Consider the following 18,112-nt stretch of genomic DNA (forward strand, 5'->3'; position numbering starts at 1 on the left):
ACAGTCGCCGCGAGTTCCACCGCCATCCCCGTCGCTCCGTTTCGGAAGGTCGCGACGACCGTCGGTCGCATGGTTGCGGCCGTGGTCGTCGCGATCGTCGTTTCAGGGGTGGGACTGTTCGCGTTCGCGCGAGTGCAGTGGCCGGCGTTCAATTCGTCGAACGTCACGCAGGCCGTCACGACGGTCCTGCAGTTCGTCGCACTGGCTGCGCTCGGGTGCTCGATCTACCTGTTACGTCGCGGCAAGTGGGTGACGGGAGCACGCGTGCTGTCGTGGGCGGCGCTGTCGGGCCTGGTCACGGCGACACTCGGCATGCCGCTGGCCGCGACGAAGCTGTATCTGCACGGAATCTCCGTCGACCAGGAGTTCCGCACCCAGTTCCTCACGCGACTGACCGACAGCGCGGCTCTGCGCGACATGAACTACGCCGACATGCCGCCGTTCTATCCGGCAGGTTGGTTCTGGATCGGTGGCCGTGTCGCGAACCTGCTGGGGATGGATGGGTGGGAGGCCTTCAAGCCCTATGCCATCGCCTCACTGGCGGTCGCGGCGGTCGTGGCGCTGGTGCTGTGGTCGGAACTTGTCCGGTCGGATCTCGCGGTGCTGGTGGCTACAGCGTCGACGGTGATCGTGCTCGCCTACGGCTCGCCGGAGCCGTACGGCGCGGTGATCGCTCTGCTGATCGCGCCGGCCCTGGTCCTGGCCTGGGGCGCCCTCGACCCCGTGCGTGCTTCTGGTGGCGATGACTACCAGAAACGCGCACGGCAGGGGTGGGGCGCGGTGGTGGGCACCGGCCTGTTCCTAGGAGTCGCCGCGACGTTCTACACGCTCTACCTCGGCCTGGCCGCGTTCGCGGTGACGGTGATGGCGGTGGCCGCGGCACTACTCGCGAAGCGGACCGAAGGATCGTGGCGCAGTACGGTGCCAGTGCTCGTGCGGTTCGTTGCCATCGCAGTGATCGCAGGGCTCGTCGCATTGATCGTGTGGGCACCGTTCCTGCTCGATGTGCTCGGGGGCGGCTCGTCCGCCGGTTCCGGCTCCGCGACCCACTATCTGCCCGACACGGGCGCGAGTCTGCCGCTGCCGATGTTCCACATGTCGCTGATCGGGTTGTTGTGCCTGCTGGGCAGTGTGTGGCTGATCGGGCGGGCGACGACGTCGCGGCGCGCACAGGCACTCGGGCTCGGCGTCGTCGCGGTGTATCTGTGGTTCCTGGGGTCGATGGCGTTCACGGCTCTGGGCAACACGCTGCTCGCGTTCCGGCTCGAAGTGATCCTGCTGGCGCTGCTGGGCACGGCGGGTGCGTTCGCGTTCGTGGAATTCTCACGGTGGATCAGCCTCGCCTCCAGTGACAACCCGAACGTGCGGCGCGTGCTCGTCGCGGTGGGTGCACTCGGTGCGCTCGCATTCACCCAGAACGTTCCGCAGGTTCTCGCGAGCGAGATCACCGTCGCCTACACCGACACCGACGGCAACGGTGAGCGTGCCGACCAACGGCCGCCGGGCGCCGCGTCGTACTACTCGGAGATCGACGAGACATTGCGCTCGCAACTCGGTGGTGAGCGCGACGACCACGTGGTCCTCACCGCCGACACTGCATTCCTCGCGTACTACCCCTACTTCGGTTTCCAGGCGTTGACGTCGCACTACGCGAATCCGCTCGCGGACTTCGGGGGTCGCGCAGCAGCGATCGAGGAGTGGTCGGAGCTCGAGTCCACCGACGACCTGCTCGCCGCATGGGATTCGCTGCCGTGGCGAGCCCCCGACGCCGTCGTCTTCCGACAGGGCGCCGAGGGCTACACACTTCGCTTGGCCGAGGATGTCTACCCGAACGACCCGAACGTTCGCCGATACACGGTCACCTTCCCCGAGAACCTGTTCGACGACCCTCGTTTCACGATCACCGAGGTGGGGCCGTTCGCCGTGGTCACGCGCGCCGAAGGGGCATGATGTTCCGAACCCCGTTGTCGCGCAGCCACAATCCACCCCACACGAAGATTCCGGTGTAGATCGGGAACAGCGTGGTGCTGACGATCGGTTGCTCGGTGAGCAGGTTGGTCGCGACCGCTCCGCCGAGGTATCCGGTGAGCAGCACTGCGCCGAGGATCGCGGTCGTCGGCACGACGTAGAGCACCAGGCAGATGAGCAGGACGATCCCGAACACTCTGTTCAGGCTCGGATCGAAGCCGAGGTCGGCCATGGCTTCCTGCACCTGCGACGTGTTCATGATGTGAATGACGGAGTCGAAGAGCAGGAACAGGACGACGAGGCCGCTAACGATCAGGCCGGCGATGTGGGCGCCCCGACCGGGCGTGTCGGTGTGGGCGTGAGTGTCGCGATCGGCGGCGGAATGGGTGGTCATGACGATCTCCTGGATTCGATGCGGTGATGGCACCGATACCGACCCGGCGTCGCGCGGAAACTCATCACCGCTGCGGTAATCTCGCAGCGGGTCGTACGGGGGTGCGACAGGATCGGGGGGATTCGATGAGTGAGATTCTGTACGTGCCGACTCGACGCCGCGACGGGTCGGGGCAGGTTCGGTTGGAGATGCGCACCCTGCCCGACGGCCGGCTGGCAATGCCCGCCTACACGTCACTGCAGGAACTGGTCCGTTGCTGCGGACCGCGGCAAGCATGGATGGGCGTCGACAGCGCCGGACTGCAGGAAATCCACCGCACCACCGGATATCACGTGGACCTGCTCGACGCCAGACAACCACCGCCGCCACCACCCGATGCTGCCGAAAACGAGTACCTGCGGTCTCCAAACCTGCTGCACGATCCCATCGGACGAGCAGGAACCCGGTGAGCATCGAAATCGGCGACCTCAACGCAGTCGCGAGGCGTCTGACAACCGGAGCGATCGGAATCAACGACCTCGGATCCGAAGCCGCCGAAATACCCGACGCCGGTGCATCCACCGTGCTGCTCGTAGACACTCTCGGATCGATCGCATCCGCGTTGGACGTGGCGGTCCGGTCGCGGGCCAATTCAGCGGACCTCACCCAGGACAGTCTGCGCGCCTACCAGGAAACCGATGATCGCAACGCGCAGGAAATCGCGAAGGCCGGTGAACAATGAGCCTCGACACCCATGTATTCGGCGACCCCGCCTCGTGCTACGTGTGCGCGGATTCGCTCGCCTCCCTCGCAGCCGGTGTGAACGATCAGCTGAAGTCGGCACGCGATGGCCGCACAGAGTCCGAGTACGAGTTCAAAAGCACGGCAGGTGACAAGTTCCGGTCAACGCTCGACCGCATCATCACCGGAACCACCGAGGCCGCAGACCGGATCGCCGTGATTGCCGCGGCCCTGCGCGTACTTGCCGATGAGTTCGTCACCGCACGAGCACGAATGTCGCAGGCCGAGGAGACAGCGTCGGAAGCCAGTATTCCCGTGGAGTTCGGTACCGGGATCGGCGATACGGTCGAGGTCGATCAGTCCTCGTATGATGTTGCACCCCAAATTCTTCGAGCAAAGCAGGTTGTGGCCTACGAAACTGCGGCTGGACTCGTCGCGGAAGGTCGCGGAATCGAGGTCGCTGCGCACAGCACGTTCGCGGAAGCGCTGCGCGGGCCGACGACAATCCTGAAGAATGCGGAAGCCCAGTGGGGTTGGCTGGCCGCGTTCACAGTCACCGGATATGTCGGCACCGCATTCGCCGAGTTGTCGAAATGGGGCCCGATCGCCGATACCCGAGGCGCGAATCTGGCCCGGCTACACGAACTCGCCGCGGAAGCAGCCCGGCTGGGCGACCCGTACCCGGAAGCCACCGCAGCCAGAGCTGTTCGGACCTTCCAAGGTGGGGCCGACGACGCGGCGCGATTCGCCGCGGAGAACTCCCGGCTGCTCGCGGGGCTCGGTGACAACAAGTTCGTCCAGTTTCTCGGCCGTACCGCAGACGACTACCTCCCGAAAGGATCGGCGCTATCACATATCGGATCGAAGGTCCCTGTCGTCGGAGCAGCTACAACCGGTCTTCAGACTGTCAGTGATGTCATGAATGCCGAAACCACCGGCGACGCGGTGAAAGCAGTTGCAAAAGATGTTGGCGGATTTGTTGCGGGAACCGTAGCAACCGAATTGATCCTCGCAAGTGCTGCTGGCGCTGTTCTGAGGCCAGGAATGCACACACCCGACCTGCCTCCAAGCCCCGACCCGATCACCGGCGAACCCCGCCCGCCCCACGCACCACGCATCCATCGGGGAACCAGGCACACACCTTCCGACCGGCACCCACGGAACCCCCCGGAAGCGCCGGGCCATCTGGGTCCCACCCTCGAATGGATCCAACCAACCGCCCGCGACCCGTACATCTCCGCACTCATGATGGTCGGGATCGCAGTCGCGTACATGACCCTCACCAACGGAGACCTCCGCTGGACCCACTGGTGGGCCGCCTGGCTGCTCATTGCCGCGGCTGCCTGGGTCATGTTTCGCGCCACTGGAAACCACTGGACCGCCGCGGGAGCCATCTGGGTGCAGTGGCGTGGCAGCTGGGTCGACACTTACCACCTCACCCGCATCCGCTTCTCCGCCGACGGCACCAACCGCGTCCTCCGACTGAAAGACGCACACGGCAACGAAATCCACTCGTTCAAGATCAGCCAGATCCAGGGCAACCCCGACCTGTGGGACCTCGTCTACAACGGCATCCTCCACTCCGTCGCATCAGGCAACTGCGACATCGACGCCAAAACCCGCCGCATCCTGAAAATCCCCTACGAACTCGGACCACGCCGGTCAACGACAAACGCAGTAAGGGACGACGGCGCGGACGGTGAACACCCGCGACTACCCCCCGATCCTCGCCTCTGCCACCGGCGAACCCAGACCTGCGAACCCGCCGGAATGACGCAGCCACCGCTGCGCACTCCAGAACAACAGGGATGCCGTGGCCGATTCGGTATAGTCCCTGACATGGGCAAATTCAGGGATGCGATGGAAGGGATCATCAGGCGCGGGCGGCGGAATGCAGAGCCCGCACCCAAGCAGCTCGATCGATGGGCCAATGAAGGTGGGGCACTCCCGCCAGAACCGCCAAAGGATTCCGACACTCACTGATGTGCCACCCATCCGTCGAGACATCAGGCCCTGGTGGTTCGACCTGCCGAACCTATGGGAGCCGGGAAGCGAGCAACTCCGCAAGGTGAGTGCCTCGGCGATCGGTGAGGTCGCTGAGCTGGGTGCGGCACGAGTAGCCGTCGGCGAGCACCACCGTGTCGGCGTCGGCGGATTCGACGGCGGGAATCAGCTGGTTGTTCGCGACCGCGACCGACACGTCGTAGTGGCCACGCTCTACTCCGAAATTTCCGGCGAGACCGCAACAGCCGCCGAGCCGGGTGACCTCCGCGCCGGCACGTTTCAGCAGCGCCGCATCGGCATCCCACCCCATGATCGCGTGGTGGTGACAGTGCGGCTGGGCGACCACGGTGGTGCCGGCCAGCGACGGCGGTTCCCAGTCGCCGAGTAATTCGGCGAGTGTGCGTGTGGAATCGGCCACGACACGCGCCGGCTCGGATCCGAGCAGTTCGACGGTGTCGGAACGCAATACCGCCGTGCACGACGGTTCGATTCCCACGATCGGGGTTCCGGCACGGAATAGTTCGGTGACGGTGCGGCCCAGGATCTTTCGTGCTTCGTCGAGCTGCCCCGTGGTGATCCAGGTCAGCGCGCAGCACTGTTGCTTCTCGGTCACGCGAACGCGATATCCGGCGGCTTCGAGCACTTCCACCGCCGCCATACCGGCCTCGGGCGTGAAGTAGTCGGTGAAGGTGTCGACGAAGAGCAGCACGGGTTCGCCTGTGCGGGCACGCTGTCCGGCGGTGTCGGCGAGCCATCGACGGAAGGTGCGGGGCGCGAAGGCGGGCACGTTCCGGCGCCTGTCCATTCCTCCGAGCCGCAGGCCCACCGACGCCACGCCGGGCACCTTCGTGATCGCGTTGGCTACCTTCGGGATTCGTGAGGCGAGCGCAGCCCACTGCGGTAGCCGACCCAGAGTGTAGTGACTGATCGGGCGACGCTTGCCGCGGTACGTCTGGTGCAGTACCTCCGACTTCCATGTCGCCATGTCGACACCGGTGGGGCAATCCGAAGCACAGCCCTTGCACGACAGGCACAGATCGAGGGTCTCGTGCACCTCCGGCGACGACCACCCGTCGGTGACGAGCGACCCGTTCAGCATTTCCTGCAGGGCCCTGGCCCGGCCGCGCGTCGAATCCTTCTCCTCGCGGGTGGCGAGATACGACGGGCACATCACCCCACCGACGGCGGTGGTGTCGGCGCGACACTTCCCGACGCCGGTGCACCGGTGCACAGCCTGGGTGAAGTTGCCGCCGTCCTCCCGGTACCGGAACGCGAGACCGGTGCGGACGGCGGGCGCGGCGGTCACGCGCAGGTCGGCGTCGACGGGACGCGGATCGACGAGTACACCCGGGTTGAGCAGATCCTCTGGGTCGAACACCGACTTGACGGCCCCGAACAACCGTAGTGCGTCGGCCGAGTACATCAGGGGCAGCAGTTCGCTGCGGGCTCGCCCGTCGCCATGCTCCCCCGACATCGACCCGCCGTAGGACGCCACCAACCTTCCTGCAGCAAAAAGGAATTCCCGGAACAGTCCGGGCATCTCGAGCGGAACATCGAGCCGGATGTGAATGCAGCCGTCGGCGAAGTGTCCGTACGGGTAGCCGGTGATGCCGTAGCTGTCGGTGAGCTGCTCGAAATCGCGCAGGTAGTCGCCGGTGCGCTCCGGCGGGACCGCAGCGTCCTCCCATCCTGCGTGCGCGGGCAGGCCCCGGGGGCTACGCGCCGACAAGCCGGAGCCGTCCTCCCGGATCCGCCACAGCGCCGCGGCACGTGCCTGATCGTCGACGTGCAGAGCGTCGATCGCGCCGGAGACGTCGACCATCGACACTGCACGGTCGTGCACCTCGCCGTAGTCGTCGCCGACGAGTTCGACGAACAGCCACGCCGCACCGCGCGGCAACGGCGGAACCGCCCCCGGCCCGCGCCGGGTACGGACGATGTCGACGATGCGCGAATCGAGGCCTTCACACGCCGTGGGGCGGAAACGGAGCAGTGTGTGGGCTGCGTTGCCTGCGTCGACGATGTCGGGGTAGCCGAGGACCACCATGGTGCGCACCGGCGAATCGGCCACGAGCTGCACGGTCGCCTCGGTGAGCACGCCGAGTGTTCCCTCGCTGCCGACGAACAGTTTGCGCACGTCGAAGCGATTTTCGGGAAGGAGGTGTTCGAGGCCGTAGCCGGAGACCTGCCGCCCGAACCGGCCGAATTCGGTACGGATCGTCGCGAGGTTCGCATCGACGAGACCGCGGAGCGGCTCGAGCATCGGGTCGTTCCCGGGGAGCGAGAGCGGATGCCCGGTGCCGGTGAGGGCCTCGATGCCGACCACGTTGTCGGAGGTGCGGCCGTAGCCGAGGGCACGCGCACCGCACGCGTTGTTGCCGATCATCCCGCCGATCGTGCAGCGGTTGTGGGTCGACGGGTCGGGACCGAATCGAAGCCCGTGGGGCGCCGCGGCGCGCTGCACGGTCGCCTGGACGGCACCGGGTTGCACGCGCGCGGTGCGTTGCTGCGGGTCGATCTCGAGCACGCGCCCCATGTGCCGGGAGAAGTCGAGCACCACCCCGGTTCCGACTGCGTTGCCCGCCAGCGAAGTGCCTGCACCGCGCGAGGTGAGCGGCACGCCTTCGCGGCGGCACACGTCGAGGGTCGCGGCAACCTCGTCGACGCTTCGCGGTAGGACCACGACCTGCGGCGGTACCCGATAGAGCGAGGCATCGGACGAATACATCGCGCGAGTGGTGCTGTCGTCGCGGACATCGGAGATCCCTGCTTGGCGGAGGCGACTGCCGATCGCCGACGAAATCTCCATATCGACCGATGCTAGTGGTGATGCGCCGGTCGCCGGATCAGGTCGAGCAGAACAGTGCACCACTCGCCTAGCATCGACCCCTGTGCCAGACGATTCCCATTCGCCCGCTACGCCCGGTTCCTCCTCGAACGCGAGCGTCCGTACCGCGCAACTCATCGCTGTCGTCACGGGTCTGCTCGGATTCGTCCTGGCCTTGGCCCTCCCGTTTCTCCCCGTGAAGCAGGAAGCCGCGACCGTTCAGTGGCCGCAGAACGACAGCCTCGCCAGTGTCGAAGCGCCGCTCGTGACGTACACACCGCTCACGTTGCGGGTGAGCGTTCCGTGTGTGGCCGCCGGGATGCTCGGCGAGGACAGCGGCACGCTCGTGTCGACAGTGCCGCCCGGTGCGCCGGATGCCACCGGCAACGCGCTCGTGATCCGGGTCGTCCCCGGTGAGGACGGCCTACCCGGCACCGTCGAGGCGGTATTGAGGAATTCCGTGCTGGTCTCGGCCCCGCTCGACGATCGGTGCACCGCTGTGACCGTGGCGGCCAACTCCGAGCGGACCGCAGCCGGAATCGTCGGCGCCGACCCTGCCGTCGACGTCACCATCGAGGGCGATGTCCGTCCGCAGATGGTGGGCGTCTTCTCCGATCTCGACGGTCCCTCCGCGCCTCTGGTCTCGGGCGAAGGCGCTTCCGAGCGACTGTCCGTACAGGCGGAACTGGATTCGCGGTTCACCTCCACGCCCACGATGATCAAGCTCGTCGCGATGATCGGGTGCGCCCTGGCGACGTTGTCGTCGCTGGTTGCGCTGCACCGCATCGACGGGGTCGATCGCCGCAGGGCACGCAGGTTCCTGCCGTCGCACTGGTGGCGGTTCACACTCGCCGACGCCGTCGTGGTCGGGGTCCTGCTCCTGTGGCACGTGATCGGGGCGAACACCTCCGACGACGGTTACATCCTCAACATGGCCCGCGTGTCGACCGACGCGGGGTACATGGCCAACTACTTCCGCTGGTTCGGTGTCCCGGAGGCGCCGTTCGGCTGGTTCTACGACGTGCTGGTGCCGATGTCGGAAGTGTCGACCGCCAGCATGTGGATGCGGCTGCCCACGCTCATTGCAGCGATCGTCTGCTGGATGGTCATCAGCCGCGAGGTGATTCCACGTCTCGGTGTCGCTGTCCGGCACAGCACGGTGGCCCTGTGGACGGCCGGGCTGGTGTTCCTCGCATTCTGGCTGCCGTACAACAACGGTCTGCGTCCTGAACCGATCATCGCCGTCGGTGCCCTGCTCACGTGGTGCTCGATCGAACGTGCCATCGCGACCGGTCGGATGCTGCCCGCGGCGATCGCTGTCCTGATCGCCGCGTTCTCGCTCGCCGCCGGACCTACCGGACTGATCTGCGTGGCGGCGCTCCTCGCGGGTGCACGCCCACTCGTGAAGGTGCTGGTGGCCCGGCGACATCTGGTCGGGGTACTCCCGCAGCTCGCCCCGGTTCTCGCGTCGGGCACCGTCGTCATGATCGCCGTGTTCGCCGATCAGACGCTCGCGTCGGTGCTCGAAGCCACCCGGGTGCGGTCTGCGGTCGGACCGAACGTGCCGTGGTTCGACGAGCGGCTGCGCTGGGACGCGCTGCTCACCGTCGCACCGGACGGGTCGCTCGCTCGCCGATTCGGTGTGTTCGTCATGCTGTTGTGCCTCGTGGTGTGCGTGATGCTCATCCTCAGGAAAGGTCGCATCCCCGGTACCGCGATCGGTCCGTCGAGACGCATCCTCGGCATCGTCTTCGCATCGATGCTGCTGATGATGCTCACGCCCACGAAGTGGACCCACCACTTCGGTGTGTACGCGGGTCTGGCCGCGGCCCTCGCAGCACTCGCCGCCGTCGGCGTGGGTGCAGTCGGTATCCGCTCGGCCCGCAACCGTGCCCTGTTCACCGCGGGTGTGTTGTTCGTCCTCACCATGTCGTTCACCGGTTCGAACGGCTGGTGGTACGTGTCCAGCTACGGCGTCCCCTGGTGGGACAAGCCGCCGTCCATCTCCGGGTACGGGTTCTCGACGGCGCTGCTCGCCCTGACGGTGCTGGCGCTGGCCGTAGCGGCATGGTTCCACCTGCGCGAGCCGTTCGCGAAGCAGAAGCCTGCGCGAAACGGCCGGGTCCGCACGCTGGCCTCGGCGCCGCTGACCGTCGTCGCGGCGGGCGTCGTGCTCTTCGAGGTGCTCTCCCTCGTCAAGGGCGCCGTGTCGCAGTACCCGGCCTATTCGATTGCGCGGTCGAATGTCGCCACCTTCACGGGCGGCGGGTGCGGACTCGCCGATCATGTTCTCGTCGAGACCGATCCGAACGCCACCATGCTCGATCCGCTCGACGATCCCGTCGCCGATGCTCTCGGCGCCGGACGCGCCGACGGGTTCACTCCCGACGGCGTCGCACTGGATCTGACTGCGGACGCGGAGATCTCCACCAGGGGTGGCGCGAACTCCCTCGAGGCCGACGAGGGCGGCACCACCACTTCGACGACGGCAGGCACCGGCGGTGGACGCCGTGGCGACGCGGGGATCAACGACAGCACGGTGCAGCTCCCGTTCGGGCTGGACCCGGCACGCACCCCGGTGCTCGGCAGCTACCGGAGCGGCACACAGCACGCTGCCGAGCTCGAATCCGGGTGGTATGCGCTGCCCGAACGCACCGCCGATACACCGTTGCTCGTCGTCACCGCCGCGGGTCGCGTGCACTACGTCGACCCGGACGGTGTCATCAGCCCCGGCCAGGAGGTGCTCTTCGAGTTCGGTGTCACCGCAGGTGAGGACGTCGAGGCGCTCGGGCGGGTCGCACCGATCGACATCGGACCGGCCCCCTCATGGCGCAACCTCCGCGTGCCCAGCGACGCGATCCCCGCGGAGGCCGACGCGGTGCGGCTCGTCGTCGATGACGGCGATCTGTCGCCGGACCAGTGGGTCGCGGTGACCCCGCCGCGGATGCCACAACTCGACACCCTGCAGAACGTCGTCGGCTCCGACGCGCCCGGGCTCCTCGACTGGTCGGTCGGGCTCGCCTTCCCGTGCCAGCGGCCCTTCGGGCATCACTACGGTGTCGCCGAGGTCCCCGAGTACCGCATCCTCCCCGACCGGGTCGGTGCCGATGCCACCAACGGGTGGCAGGACTCCATCGGCGGTGGGCCCCTCGGATGGATCCCGCTGCTGCTCACCGCGGAGACCGTGCCCACCTACCTGGACAACGACTGGGATCGCGACTGGGGGTCGCTGGAGCGGTATCGACGGATCGACCCGGACGCCGACACCGCGACCGTCGATGTCGACGAGATCACCCGGTCCGGTCTGTGGAGTCCGGGAGCGATCCGTGACGGAGTGCCCGATCTGCTCGAATGAGGGTGAGTGACCGCACAGGTCACGGCCCGATACCATCGACATCCGTGCCCGACGCCTCGACGAACGACCCCTCCCCGACGGTGACCGCCACACGGCCGGTCGGTGAGGACCTGCGCGCGCAGTACCGCACCGCGCGACTCATCGCGGTCGTCGCAGGAATCATCGGGATGGTGCTCGCACTCGCGACACCGTTCCTGCCCGTCAAGGTCACCGAGGCCACGGTGTCGTGGCCGCAGAACGGCTCGATGACGGACGTCGAGGCACCGCTGATGTCGCAGGTGCCGCTGCAACTGACCGCGACGGTGCCGTGCGCCGCGATCGCCCAGCTCCCCGACAGCGGCGGGATGCTCCTCGCGACCGCGCCCTCCAGCGGGCAGGACGCCGCACTCAACGCGATGTTCGTGCGGGTCGGGCCGCAGAACGTCGATGTTCTCGATCGCAATGTCGTGGTCGCGACCGCGCCGCGCGCCGATGTCGCATCCGGCGCCTGCACCGAGATCCGGATCTTCTCCGACGTCGACCGCACCACCGCCGAGTTCGTCGGTCTCACCGACGACAACGGCAATCCGCGCGCCGGTGAACTGACCGGCGACCTGAGGCCACTCGTCGTCGGCGTGTTCAGCGACCTGAGCACCGATGTTCCCGGCCTCGAAGTGCACATCGACGTGGATTCGCGGTTCTCGTCGTCGCCGACCCTCGTGAAGTCCCTCGCAATGATCCTCGCGGTGCTGTCGACGGCACTCGCTCTGGGCGCGCTCGCGAAGCTCGACGGCACCGACGGCCGGGGGCACCGACGGTTCTTCCCGTCACACTGGTGGAAGTTCAGCGGTATCGACTTCGTCGTGGTGGGAACGCTGATCGGATGGCACTTCTTCGGCGCCAACACCTCCGACGACGGCTACCTGCTCACCATGGCAAGGGTGTCGGATCACGCCGGGTACATGGCCAACTACTTCCGCTGGTTCGGTGTCCCGGAGGCACCGTTCGGCTGGTACTACGACGTACTGGCCACGTTCGCGAAGATCTCGACGGCGAGCCCCTGGATGCGCTTGCCCGCGCTGATCGCCGGGATCCTGTGCTGGATGGTGATCAGCCGCGAGGTCGTGCCGCGCCTCGGGCGGGCAGTGCGGCACAACCAGATCGCCCTGTGGACCGGCGGCCTCGTGTTCCTCGCGTTCTGGCTGCCCTACAACAACGGTCTGCGTCCCGAGCCGATCGTCGCTGTGGGCGCCCTGCTCACGTGGTGCTCGATCGAACGTGCCATCGCCACCGGACGGTTGCTTCCCGCCGCCACGGCCGTGATCATCGGCGCGTTCACGCTCGCTGCCGCCCCGACGGGCCTGATGTGTATCGCCGCGTTGATCGCCGGTATCCGGCCCATGACGCGCATCATCGTCCGCAAGCACCGCGAGGTCGGCACGTTGCCGCTGCTCGCCCCGATCGGCGCCGCCGGACTGCTGGTCCTGGTCGTCGTGTTCTCCGACCAGACTCTGTCCGCGGTGCTCGAAGCCACCCGCGTGCGCACCATCATCGGCCCCAATGAGGAGTGGTGGAACGACTTCCTCCGCTACTACTACCTGATGGTGCAGACCGTCGACGGGTCGCTGCCGCGCCGCTTCGCGTTCCTCGTCATGATCCTGTGTCTGTTCACGACACTGCTCGTGCTGCTGCGTCGCCGTCGCATCCCCGGTATCGCGGTGAGCCCGTCGTGGCGCCTGATCGGAATCGTGTTCGGAACGATCTTCTTCATGATGTTCAACCCCACGAAGTGGACCCATCACTTCGGGGCGTATGCGGGCATCGCCGGATCTCTGGCCGCGTTGACCGCGGTGGTCGTGTCGGCGCAGGCGTTGCGGTCGCGACGCAACCGCACGATCTTCCTCGCCGGACTGCTGTTCGTCCTCGCGGTCTCCTTCGCGGGTATCAACGGCTGGTGGTACGTGTCGAGTTACGGGGTGCCGTGGTTCGACAAGACGGTGTCGTTGTCGGGATACCAGTCGAGCAGCCTGTTCCTCGTCCTGTTCGGGCTTGCCCTCGCCCTCGTCGCCTGGCAGTACCTGCGCGAAGGCTATGCACCGCCACCGGAGAAACCGACGTCGGCGAAGGGCCGGCGGATCCGCGCGTTCGCCGCGGCACCTCTGACCGTCGTCGCGGCGGCGATGGTGCTGTTCGAGGTGCTGTCGCTGGTCAAGGGTGCCGTGTCGCAGTATCCGGCGTACTCGCTGGCCCGGTCCAATATCGAGGCGATCACCGGGTCGTCGTGCGGCCTCGCAAACGATGTGCTCGTCGAGAGCGATCCCAACTCCGGACGGCTCGAACCGGTCATCGACCCCGCCAACCCGCCCTCCGGCGGTGACGCCCTTGCCGGCGGCGGACCCGTCGGCTTCTCGCCCAACGGTGTTCCGAGCGACCTGACCGCCGACTATGTGGAAGTCAAGCCCGGGCAGGGCAACACCGATACCCAAAGCATCGGCACGACCTTCGAGACGGGTGCCGGCGGCGGAACCACCGGAGGTTCGGGCGCCGAGACCGTCAACGGCAGCACGGTGAAATTGCCGTTCGGACTCGACCCCGCGGTGACCCCGATCCTCGGCAGCTACCAGGACGGCGTCCAGGAACCCGCGATGCTCACCTCGAGTTGGTACCAACTGCCCGAACGCAGCGACAACGCCCCGCTGATCGTCATCTCCGCGGCCGGGCGCATCTGGTCGTACGACGACACCGGCGCGCTGACCTACGGGCAGTCGCTGATGCTCGAGTACGGCACCAGCAATCCCGACGGCACCTTCGAAGCGAAGGGCAGCTACCTGCCGCGTGACATCGGCCCCGCACCGTCGTGGCGCAACCTGCGGGTCCCGATCGCGGATCTGCCCGAGGACGCCGACGTCGTTCGCATCGTCGCGAACGACCCCAACCTCACCGGCGACCAGTGGCTCGCTTTCACCCCGCCGCGCGTACCCCAACTCGACACGCTCGAGTCGGTGATCGGCTCCGAGCAGCCGGTGCTGCTGGACTGGGCCGTTGGCCTCCAGTTCCCGTGTCAGCGTCCGTTCGACCATCGGTACGGGGTCGCGGAGATGCCGAACTACCGCATCCTCCCCGACCGCCCGTTGGCCGTGTCGTCCACCGACACCTGGCAAGCAGCCGAATTCGGCGGACCGCTCGGCTTCACCGAGGTGCTCGCCCGCCCCGAAGCGATCCCGACGTATCTCGACGGAGACTGGGCCCGCGACTGGGGTTCGCTCGAACGCTACGTGCGTTACTACCCGAACGCCGAGCCCGCCGATGTCGCAACCGAGCAGGTCACCCGGTCGGGCCTGTGGAATCCGGGCACGCTGCGGGTCTACGAACAGTAGGCTGCACGCCCGCGCATGGCCGAACGTCACCTTCATACTCACAGTGACGTTCGGCCATGTCCCACCGGCGCACAGAATTCGGTTCCGACTCTCTAGAATGGCAAGGGTGACCACCGAAGACATCACCGGCACCAGCGCCATGTCGGCCCGCGCCACCGAAGCGGTACAGCGAAGCCTCACTCCGCGGCAGGAGGCAGCGAGTCGCGACGTCGACCGCCTGATCAAGGCCGGCCGAGACCTGCTGACCGCCGGATCGCCCGCGCGCGTCGCCGACATCGTGGCGGCCGCCGGTCTGTCGAACGACGCGTTCTACCGCTATTTCCGCAGCAAGGGCGACTTCGTCGATGCCGTGGTGGAAGAGGGCGGACACCGCCTGGTCAACCATCTGCGCAGGAAGATCGACGCCGCCGAAACACCGGAAGCGGCGTTGCGCGCAGGCGCGACCGTGATCCTGAAGCAGGGCGTCGACCCCGAGATTGCTGCCGCGACCCGCAACGTCATCGGAGGAGGTGGCCGGACCCACGCTCCGAAGGTGCGCGAGGAACTCGAACTCACTCTCGCCCGCATCCTCGCCGGGCCCATCTCCGATCTGGGTTCCACCGATCCGGAGCGTGATTCGATCACGACAGCGATCCTGCTGCTGGCGCAGATGGAACATCTGCTGTGGAAGGACACGACGGGCTTCGATGCAGCAGTGGAGGTCGAGCACATCCTCAGCTACATCCTGGGCGCTCTCCACACCGCCTGATCTCCTACGCTTCGCGAGGCGCCCGCTGCTCCCATCCCTTTTCGACCGACACTCGACACCGGTCGGGCTCGTCCCCCGCCTGGACGAACAGCGCGGTGAGAAGGGGGATCCCCTGATCGAGGGTGCTGTGCGGTAGCGGGCCGTTGGCGACGAGCGATACGAGTCCGTGGTCGATGACCCAGCTCTGGGTCGCCAGTTCGAGCGGATCGACGTCGGCGTGGAAGCGTCCCCCGTCCCGTGCCCCCCGCACGGCCTGCACCAGGTATTCCAGGGTCGCATCTGCCGCCCCGAGGTCTTCGAGGTCGACACTCGCGTCGAACATGACCCGATACAGGTCGGGATGATCGAGAGCGTTGTCGACGTACGACGCGGACAATGCCGCCAGATGCTGTACCGGGTCGTTCGACACCGCTACCGATGCGAACCTGTCAGCCAGACGCGTGAAACCCTCCTGCCGCAAGGCTTTCCACAACCCGTCCATGCCGCCGAAGTAGGTGTAGACGGCCATTGTCGACACACCCGTGCCGGCCACCAGCGAGCGCAGCGTGATGGGCTCACGGGCCCGGAGCATCTGGGCTGCCCGCTCGATGAGGCGCGTGCGAACCGCCGGATCCTTCAACCTGACCATGCAACCACTTTACATAGCATTGCATTGCTATAGTTTGGATAACCCACCGAACCCCATCCCCGGAGGAACCATGGCCGTCACCCTTGTGAATCCCGCAGGACTACCGCAGGTCGACATGTATCGGCAGGTGTCCATTGCCACCGGCTCGAAACTGGTCTTCATCGCCGGGCAGGTCGCGCGCGATGCCGCCGGCAACAGAATCGGTGAGGGCGACCTCGCCGCACAGACCGCGCAGTGCTATCTCAACATCGCCGTAGCACTGGCCGAGGTCGGCGCCACCTGGAACGACGTCGCCAAGCTGACGGCGTACATCGTCGACTGGACACCCGACAAGATGGCCCTGATCGGCGAAGGCCTCGGCCGAGCCACCGCCGAACTCGGCACCCCCGCTCCGCTGGCTCCGCTCACGGGCATCGGCGTCTCAGCGCTGGCCGAACCCGACCTCCTGGTCGAGGTCGAAGCCACCGTCGTCCTCGACTGATCCGCGACAGCCGACTTCACCACCGCGAACGCGAAAGTCCCACCGGCACAGTCACGAAGACGGCCGGTGGGACTTCTCGGTCACAACCTCAGAGCGGAAGCAGGTGATGCTTGCGCGGGTTCTTGAACACCTTCTTGTCGCGGAGAAGGGTCAGCGCCTTCCGGATCTCGAGACGCGTGGTCTTCGGCTCGATCACGGCATCGATGTAGCCGCGCTCGGCCGCGATGTACGGTGTCGCGACATGCTCGTTGTAGAAGTTGATGAGCTGCTGACGCACCACCGGAGCATTGTCGCCCGCCTCGGCGATCTGCTTGCGGCCGATCACCGCGACCGCGGACTCCGCACCCATCACCGCGATACGCGCGGTCGGCCAGGCGAAGTTCATGTCGGCGCCGAGCTGCTTCGATCCCATCACCGCGTAACCGCCGCCGTACGACTTGCGCACCACAACGGTCACCTTCGGCACCGACGCCTCCACGTACGAGAAGAGGAACCGGCCGCCCCGCTTGATGACGCCGATCTTCTCCTGCTCCACACCGGGCAGGAAGCCGGGGGTGTCGACGACGAACACCAGCGGGATGTCGAAGGCATCGCACACCCGCACGAAGTGCGCGGCTTTGTCTGCTGCCGCAGCGTCGAGCGCACCCGACAGGTACAGCGGCTGGTTCGCGACCACACCGACAGGGCGTCCGTCGACGCGCGAATATCCGGTGATGATGTTCGGTGCCGTCTGCGACCGCACCTCGAAGAAGTCGCCGTCGTCGAAGATCTTGAGCAGGACGTCGTGCATGTCGTAACCGGAGTTGTCGGCGTCGGGCATGAACGAGTCGAGCTCGATGTCGTCGGGCGTGATCTCGGGCTCGAGACCCGGGTTGATCACGGGAGGCTTCTCCTGCGCATTCGACGGCATGTAGCTCAGATACTGCCGCACCCAGTCGAACGCTGCCTTCTCGTCGGGCGCGACGTGGTGCACGTTGCCGTATTCGGCCTGCTTACGGGCACTGCCGAGTTCCTCGAGGCTGACGTCCTCACCCGTGACCGCCTTGATGACGTCGGGGCCGGTGACGAACATGTACGCCTCTTCGGTCGCCACGACGACGTCGGTGTTGATCGGCGCGTACACCGCACCGCCGGCGCATTTACCGACGATGACCGAGATCTGCGGGACCAACCCGGACAGCGGTTCGGTCCGCTTGCCGATCTCTCCGTACCAGGCGAGCGAGGTCACTGCATCCTGGACGCGAGCCCCACCGGAGTCGTTGATACCGACGACCGGGCAACCGATCTTCAAAGCATGTTCCAGTACCGCAGACACCTTGCGGCCGAACATCTCGCCGACACTGCCGCCCAGAACCGTCTGGTCGTGCGAGAACACTGCGACGGGCCGGCCGTCGACCAGGCCGTGTCCGACGACGACCGCGTCGCCGTAGAACGCATTCGGGTTCCCGGGCGTCTTCATCAACGCGCCGATCTCGACGAAGGTGCCCTTGTCGAGGAGCATGTCGATGCGCTCCCGAGCGCTGGGAATGCCCTTCTGAGCGCGTTTGGCGATCGCAGCTTCCCCCGCGGGTTCGTTCGCGATCTCCAGTTTTGCGCGCAGCTCGGCCAGCTTCTCTGCCGTGGTGGTCACT

Annotated in this window: 12 protein-coding genes; 8 read left to right on the plus strand and 4 right to left on the minus strand. The window is 66.7% G+C overall.

Going from position 1 to position 18,112, the window contains the following annotated elements:
- The first annotated feature begins 69 nt into the window (after positions 1-69).
- Positions 70-1,950 (plus strand): galactan 5-O-arabinofuranosyltransferase, encoded by a 1,881-nt coding sequence (locus ACZ46K_RS03220; RefSeq protein WP_464749224.1) that lies wholly within the window; start codon positions 70-72, stop codon positions 1,948-1,950.
- Here the strand turns inward: ACZ46K_RS03220 and ACZ46K_RS03225 are convergent.
- A complete protein-coding gene (locus tag ACZ46K_RS03225) occupies positions 1,928-2,362 on the minus strand; it encodes a DoxX family protein (RefSeq protein WP_054806169.1) in 435 nt (144 codons plus the stop codon). The genes ACZ46K_RS03220 and ACZ46K_RS03225 overlap by 23 nt on opposite strands.
- Before the next feature lie 125 nt (positions 2,363-2,487).
- On the opposite strand from ACZ46K_RS03225, the gene ACZ46K_RS03230 reads away from it, so the two are divergent.
- The 3 genes from ACZ46K_RS03230 to ACZ46K_RS03240 are packed head-to-tail and all read left to right on the plus strand — an operon-like array spanning position 2,488 to position 5,065.
- Positions 2,488-2,811 (plus strand): SAV_915 family protein, encoded by a 324-nt coding sequence (locus tag ACZ46K_RS03230; RefSeq protein ID WP_464746634.1) that lies wholly within the window; start codon positions 2,488-2,490, stop codon positions 2,809-2,811.
- The gene (locus ACZ46K_RS03235; RefSeq protein WP_054806171.1) at positions 2,808-3,083 is read left to right on the plus strand and encodes a hypothetical protein; all 276 of its coding nucleotides are present in this window, start codon (positions 2,808-2,810) and stop codon (positions 3,081-3,083) included. The genes ACZ46K_RS03230 and ACZ46K_RS03235 overlap by 4 nt, the downstream gene beginning before the upstream one ends.
- Positions 3,080-5,065 (plus strand): hypothetical protein, encoded by a 1,986-nt coding sequence (locus ACZ46K_RS03240; RefSeq protein ID WP_464746636.1) that lies wholly within the window; start codon positions 3,080-3,082, stop codon positions 5,063-5,065. Before ACZ46K_RS03235 ends, ACZ46K_RS03240 begins: the two co-directional genes overlap by 4 nt.
- 52 nt (positions 5,066-5,117) lie before the next feature.
- Here the strand turns inward: ACZ46K_RS03240 and ACZ46K_RS03245 are convergent, their stop codons facing one another.
- A complete protein-coding gene (locus ACZ46K_RS03245; protein ID WP_464746638.1) occupies positions 5,118-7,895 on the minus strand; it encodes an FAD-binding and (Fe-S)-binding domain-containing protein in 2,778 nt (925 codons plus the stop codon).
- 82 nt (positions 7,896-7,977) lie between these two features.
- Here ACZ46K_RS03245 and ACZ46K_RS03250 point away from each other — a divergent pair, with 82 nt between their 5' ends.
- The 3 genes from ACZ46K_RS03250 to ACZ46K_RS03260 all read left to right on the plus strand — a co-directional run bounded on the left by ACZ46K_RS03250 (position 7,978) and on the right by ACZ46K_RS03260 (position 15,372).
- Positions 7,978-11,268, plus strand: coding sequence for an arabinosyltransferase domain-containing protein (locus ACZ46K_RS03250; protein WP_464746640.1), 3,291 nt, complete (start codon positions 7,978-7,980; stop codon positions 11,266-11,268).
- Positions 11,269-11,312: 44 nt separating this feature from the next.
- Positions 11,313-14,624 (plus strand): arabinosyltransferase domain-containing protein, encoded by a 3,312-nt coding sequence (locus ACZ46K_RS03255; protein ID WP_464746642.1) that lies wholly within the window; start codon positions 11,313-11,315, stop codon positions 14,622-14,624.
- Between the two features lie 106 nt (positions 14,625-14,730).
- Entirely contained in the window at positions 14,731-15,372 is a 642-nt protein-coding gene (locus ACZ46K_RS03260; protein ID WP_054806994.1) for a TetR/AcrR family transcriptional regulator, read from the plus strand.
- Between the two features lie 4 nt (positions 15,373-15,376).
- On the opposite strand, the gene ACZ46K_RS03265 is transcribed toward ACZ46K_RS03260, so the two are convergent.
- Positions 15,377-16,000 carry a TetR/AcrR family transcriptional regulator gene (locus tag ACZ46K_RS03265; protein WP_054806993.1) on the minus strand — a complete coding sequence of 208 codons (624 nt, stop codon included), beginning with the start codon at positions 15,998-16,000 and terminating at the stop codon, positions 15,377-15,379.
- Between the two features lie 70 nt (positions 16,001-16,070).
- Here ACZ46K_RS03265 and ACZ46K_RS03270 point away from each other — a divergent pair, with 70 nt between their 5' ends.
- Positions 16,071-16,481 carry a RidA family protein gene (locus ACZ46K_RS03270; RefSeq protein ID WP_054806992.1) on the plus strand — a complete coding sequence of 137 codons (411 nt, stop codon included), beginning with the start codon at positions 16,071-16,073 and terminating at the stop codon, positions 16,479-16,481.
- 88 nt (positions 16,482-16,569) lie between these two features.
- Here the strand turns inward: ACZ46K_RS03270 and ACZ46K_RS03275 are convergent, their stop codons facing one another.
- A complete protein-coding gene (locus tag ACZ46K_RS03275) occupies positions 16,570-18,111 on the minus strand; it encodes an acyl-CoA carboxylase subunit beta (protein ID WP_054806991.1) in 1,542 nt (513 codons plus the stop codon).
- Between the last annotated feature and the right edge of the window lies 1 nt (position 18,112).

Source organism: Rhodococcus sp. JCM 9793 (genome assembly GCF_055380405.1).

Excerpts from the sequence above, each read along its gene's own strand:
- ACZ46K_RS03240 (WP_464746636.1), top strand. The coding sequence starts at position 3,080 with ATGAGCCTCGACACCCATGTATTCGGCGACCCCGCCTCGTGCTACGTG.
- ACZ46K_RS03220 (WP_464749224.1), top strand. The coding sequence starts at position 70 with ATGGTTGCGGCCGTGGTCGTCGCGATCGTCGTTTCAGGGGTGGGACTG.
- ACZ46K_RS03225 (WP_054806169.1), bottom strand. The coding sequence starts at position 2,362 with ATGACCACCCATTCCGCCGCCGATCGCGACACTCACGCCCACACCGAC.
- ACZ46K_RS03270 (WP_054806992.1), top strand. The coding sequence starts at position 16,071 with ATGGCCGTCACCCTTGTGAATCCCGCAGGACTACCGCAGGTCGACATG.
- ACZ46K_RS03265 (WP_054806993.1), bottom strand. The coding sequence starts at position 16,000 with ATGGTCAGGTTGAAGGATCCGGCGGTTCGCACGCGCCTCATCGAGCGG.
- ACZ46K_RS03230 (WP_464746634.1), top strand. The coding sequence starts at position 2,488 with ATGAGTGAGATTCTGTACGTGCCGACTCGACGCCGCGACGGGTCGGGG.
- ACZ46K_RS03245 (WP_464746638.1), bottom strand. The coding sequence starts at position 7,895 with ATGGAGATTTCGTCGGCGATCGGCAGTCGCCTCCGCCAAGCAGGGATC.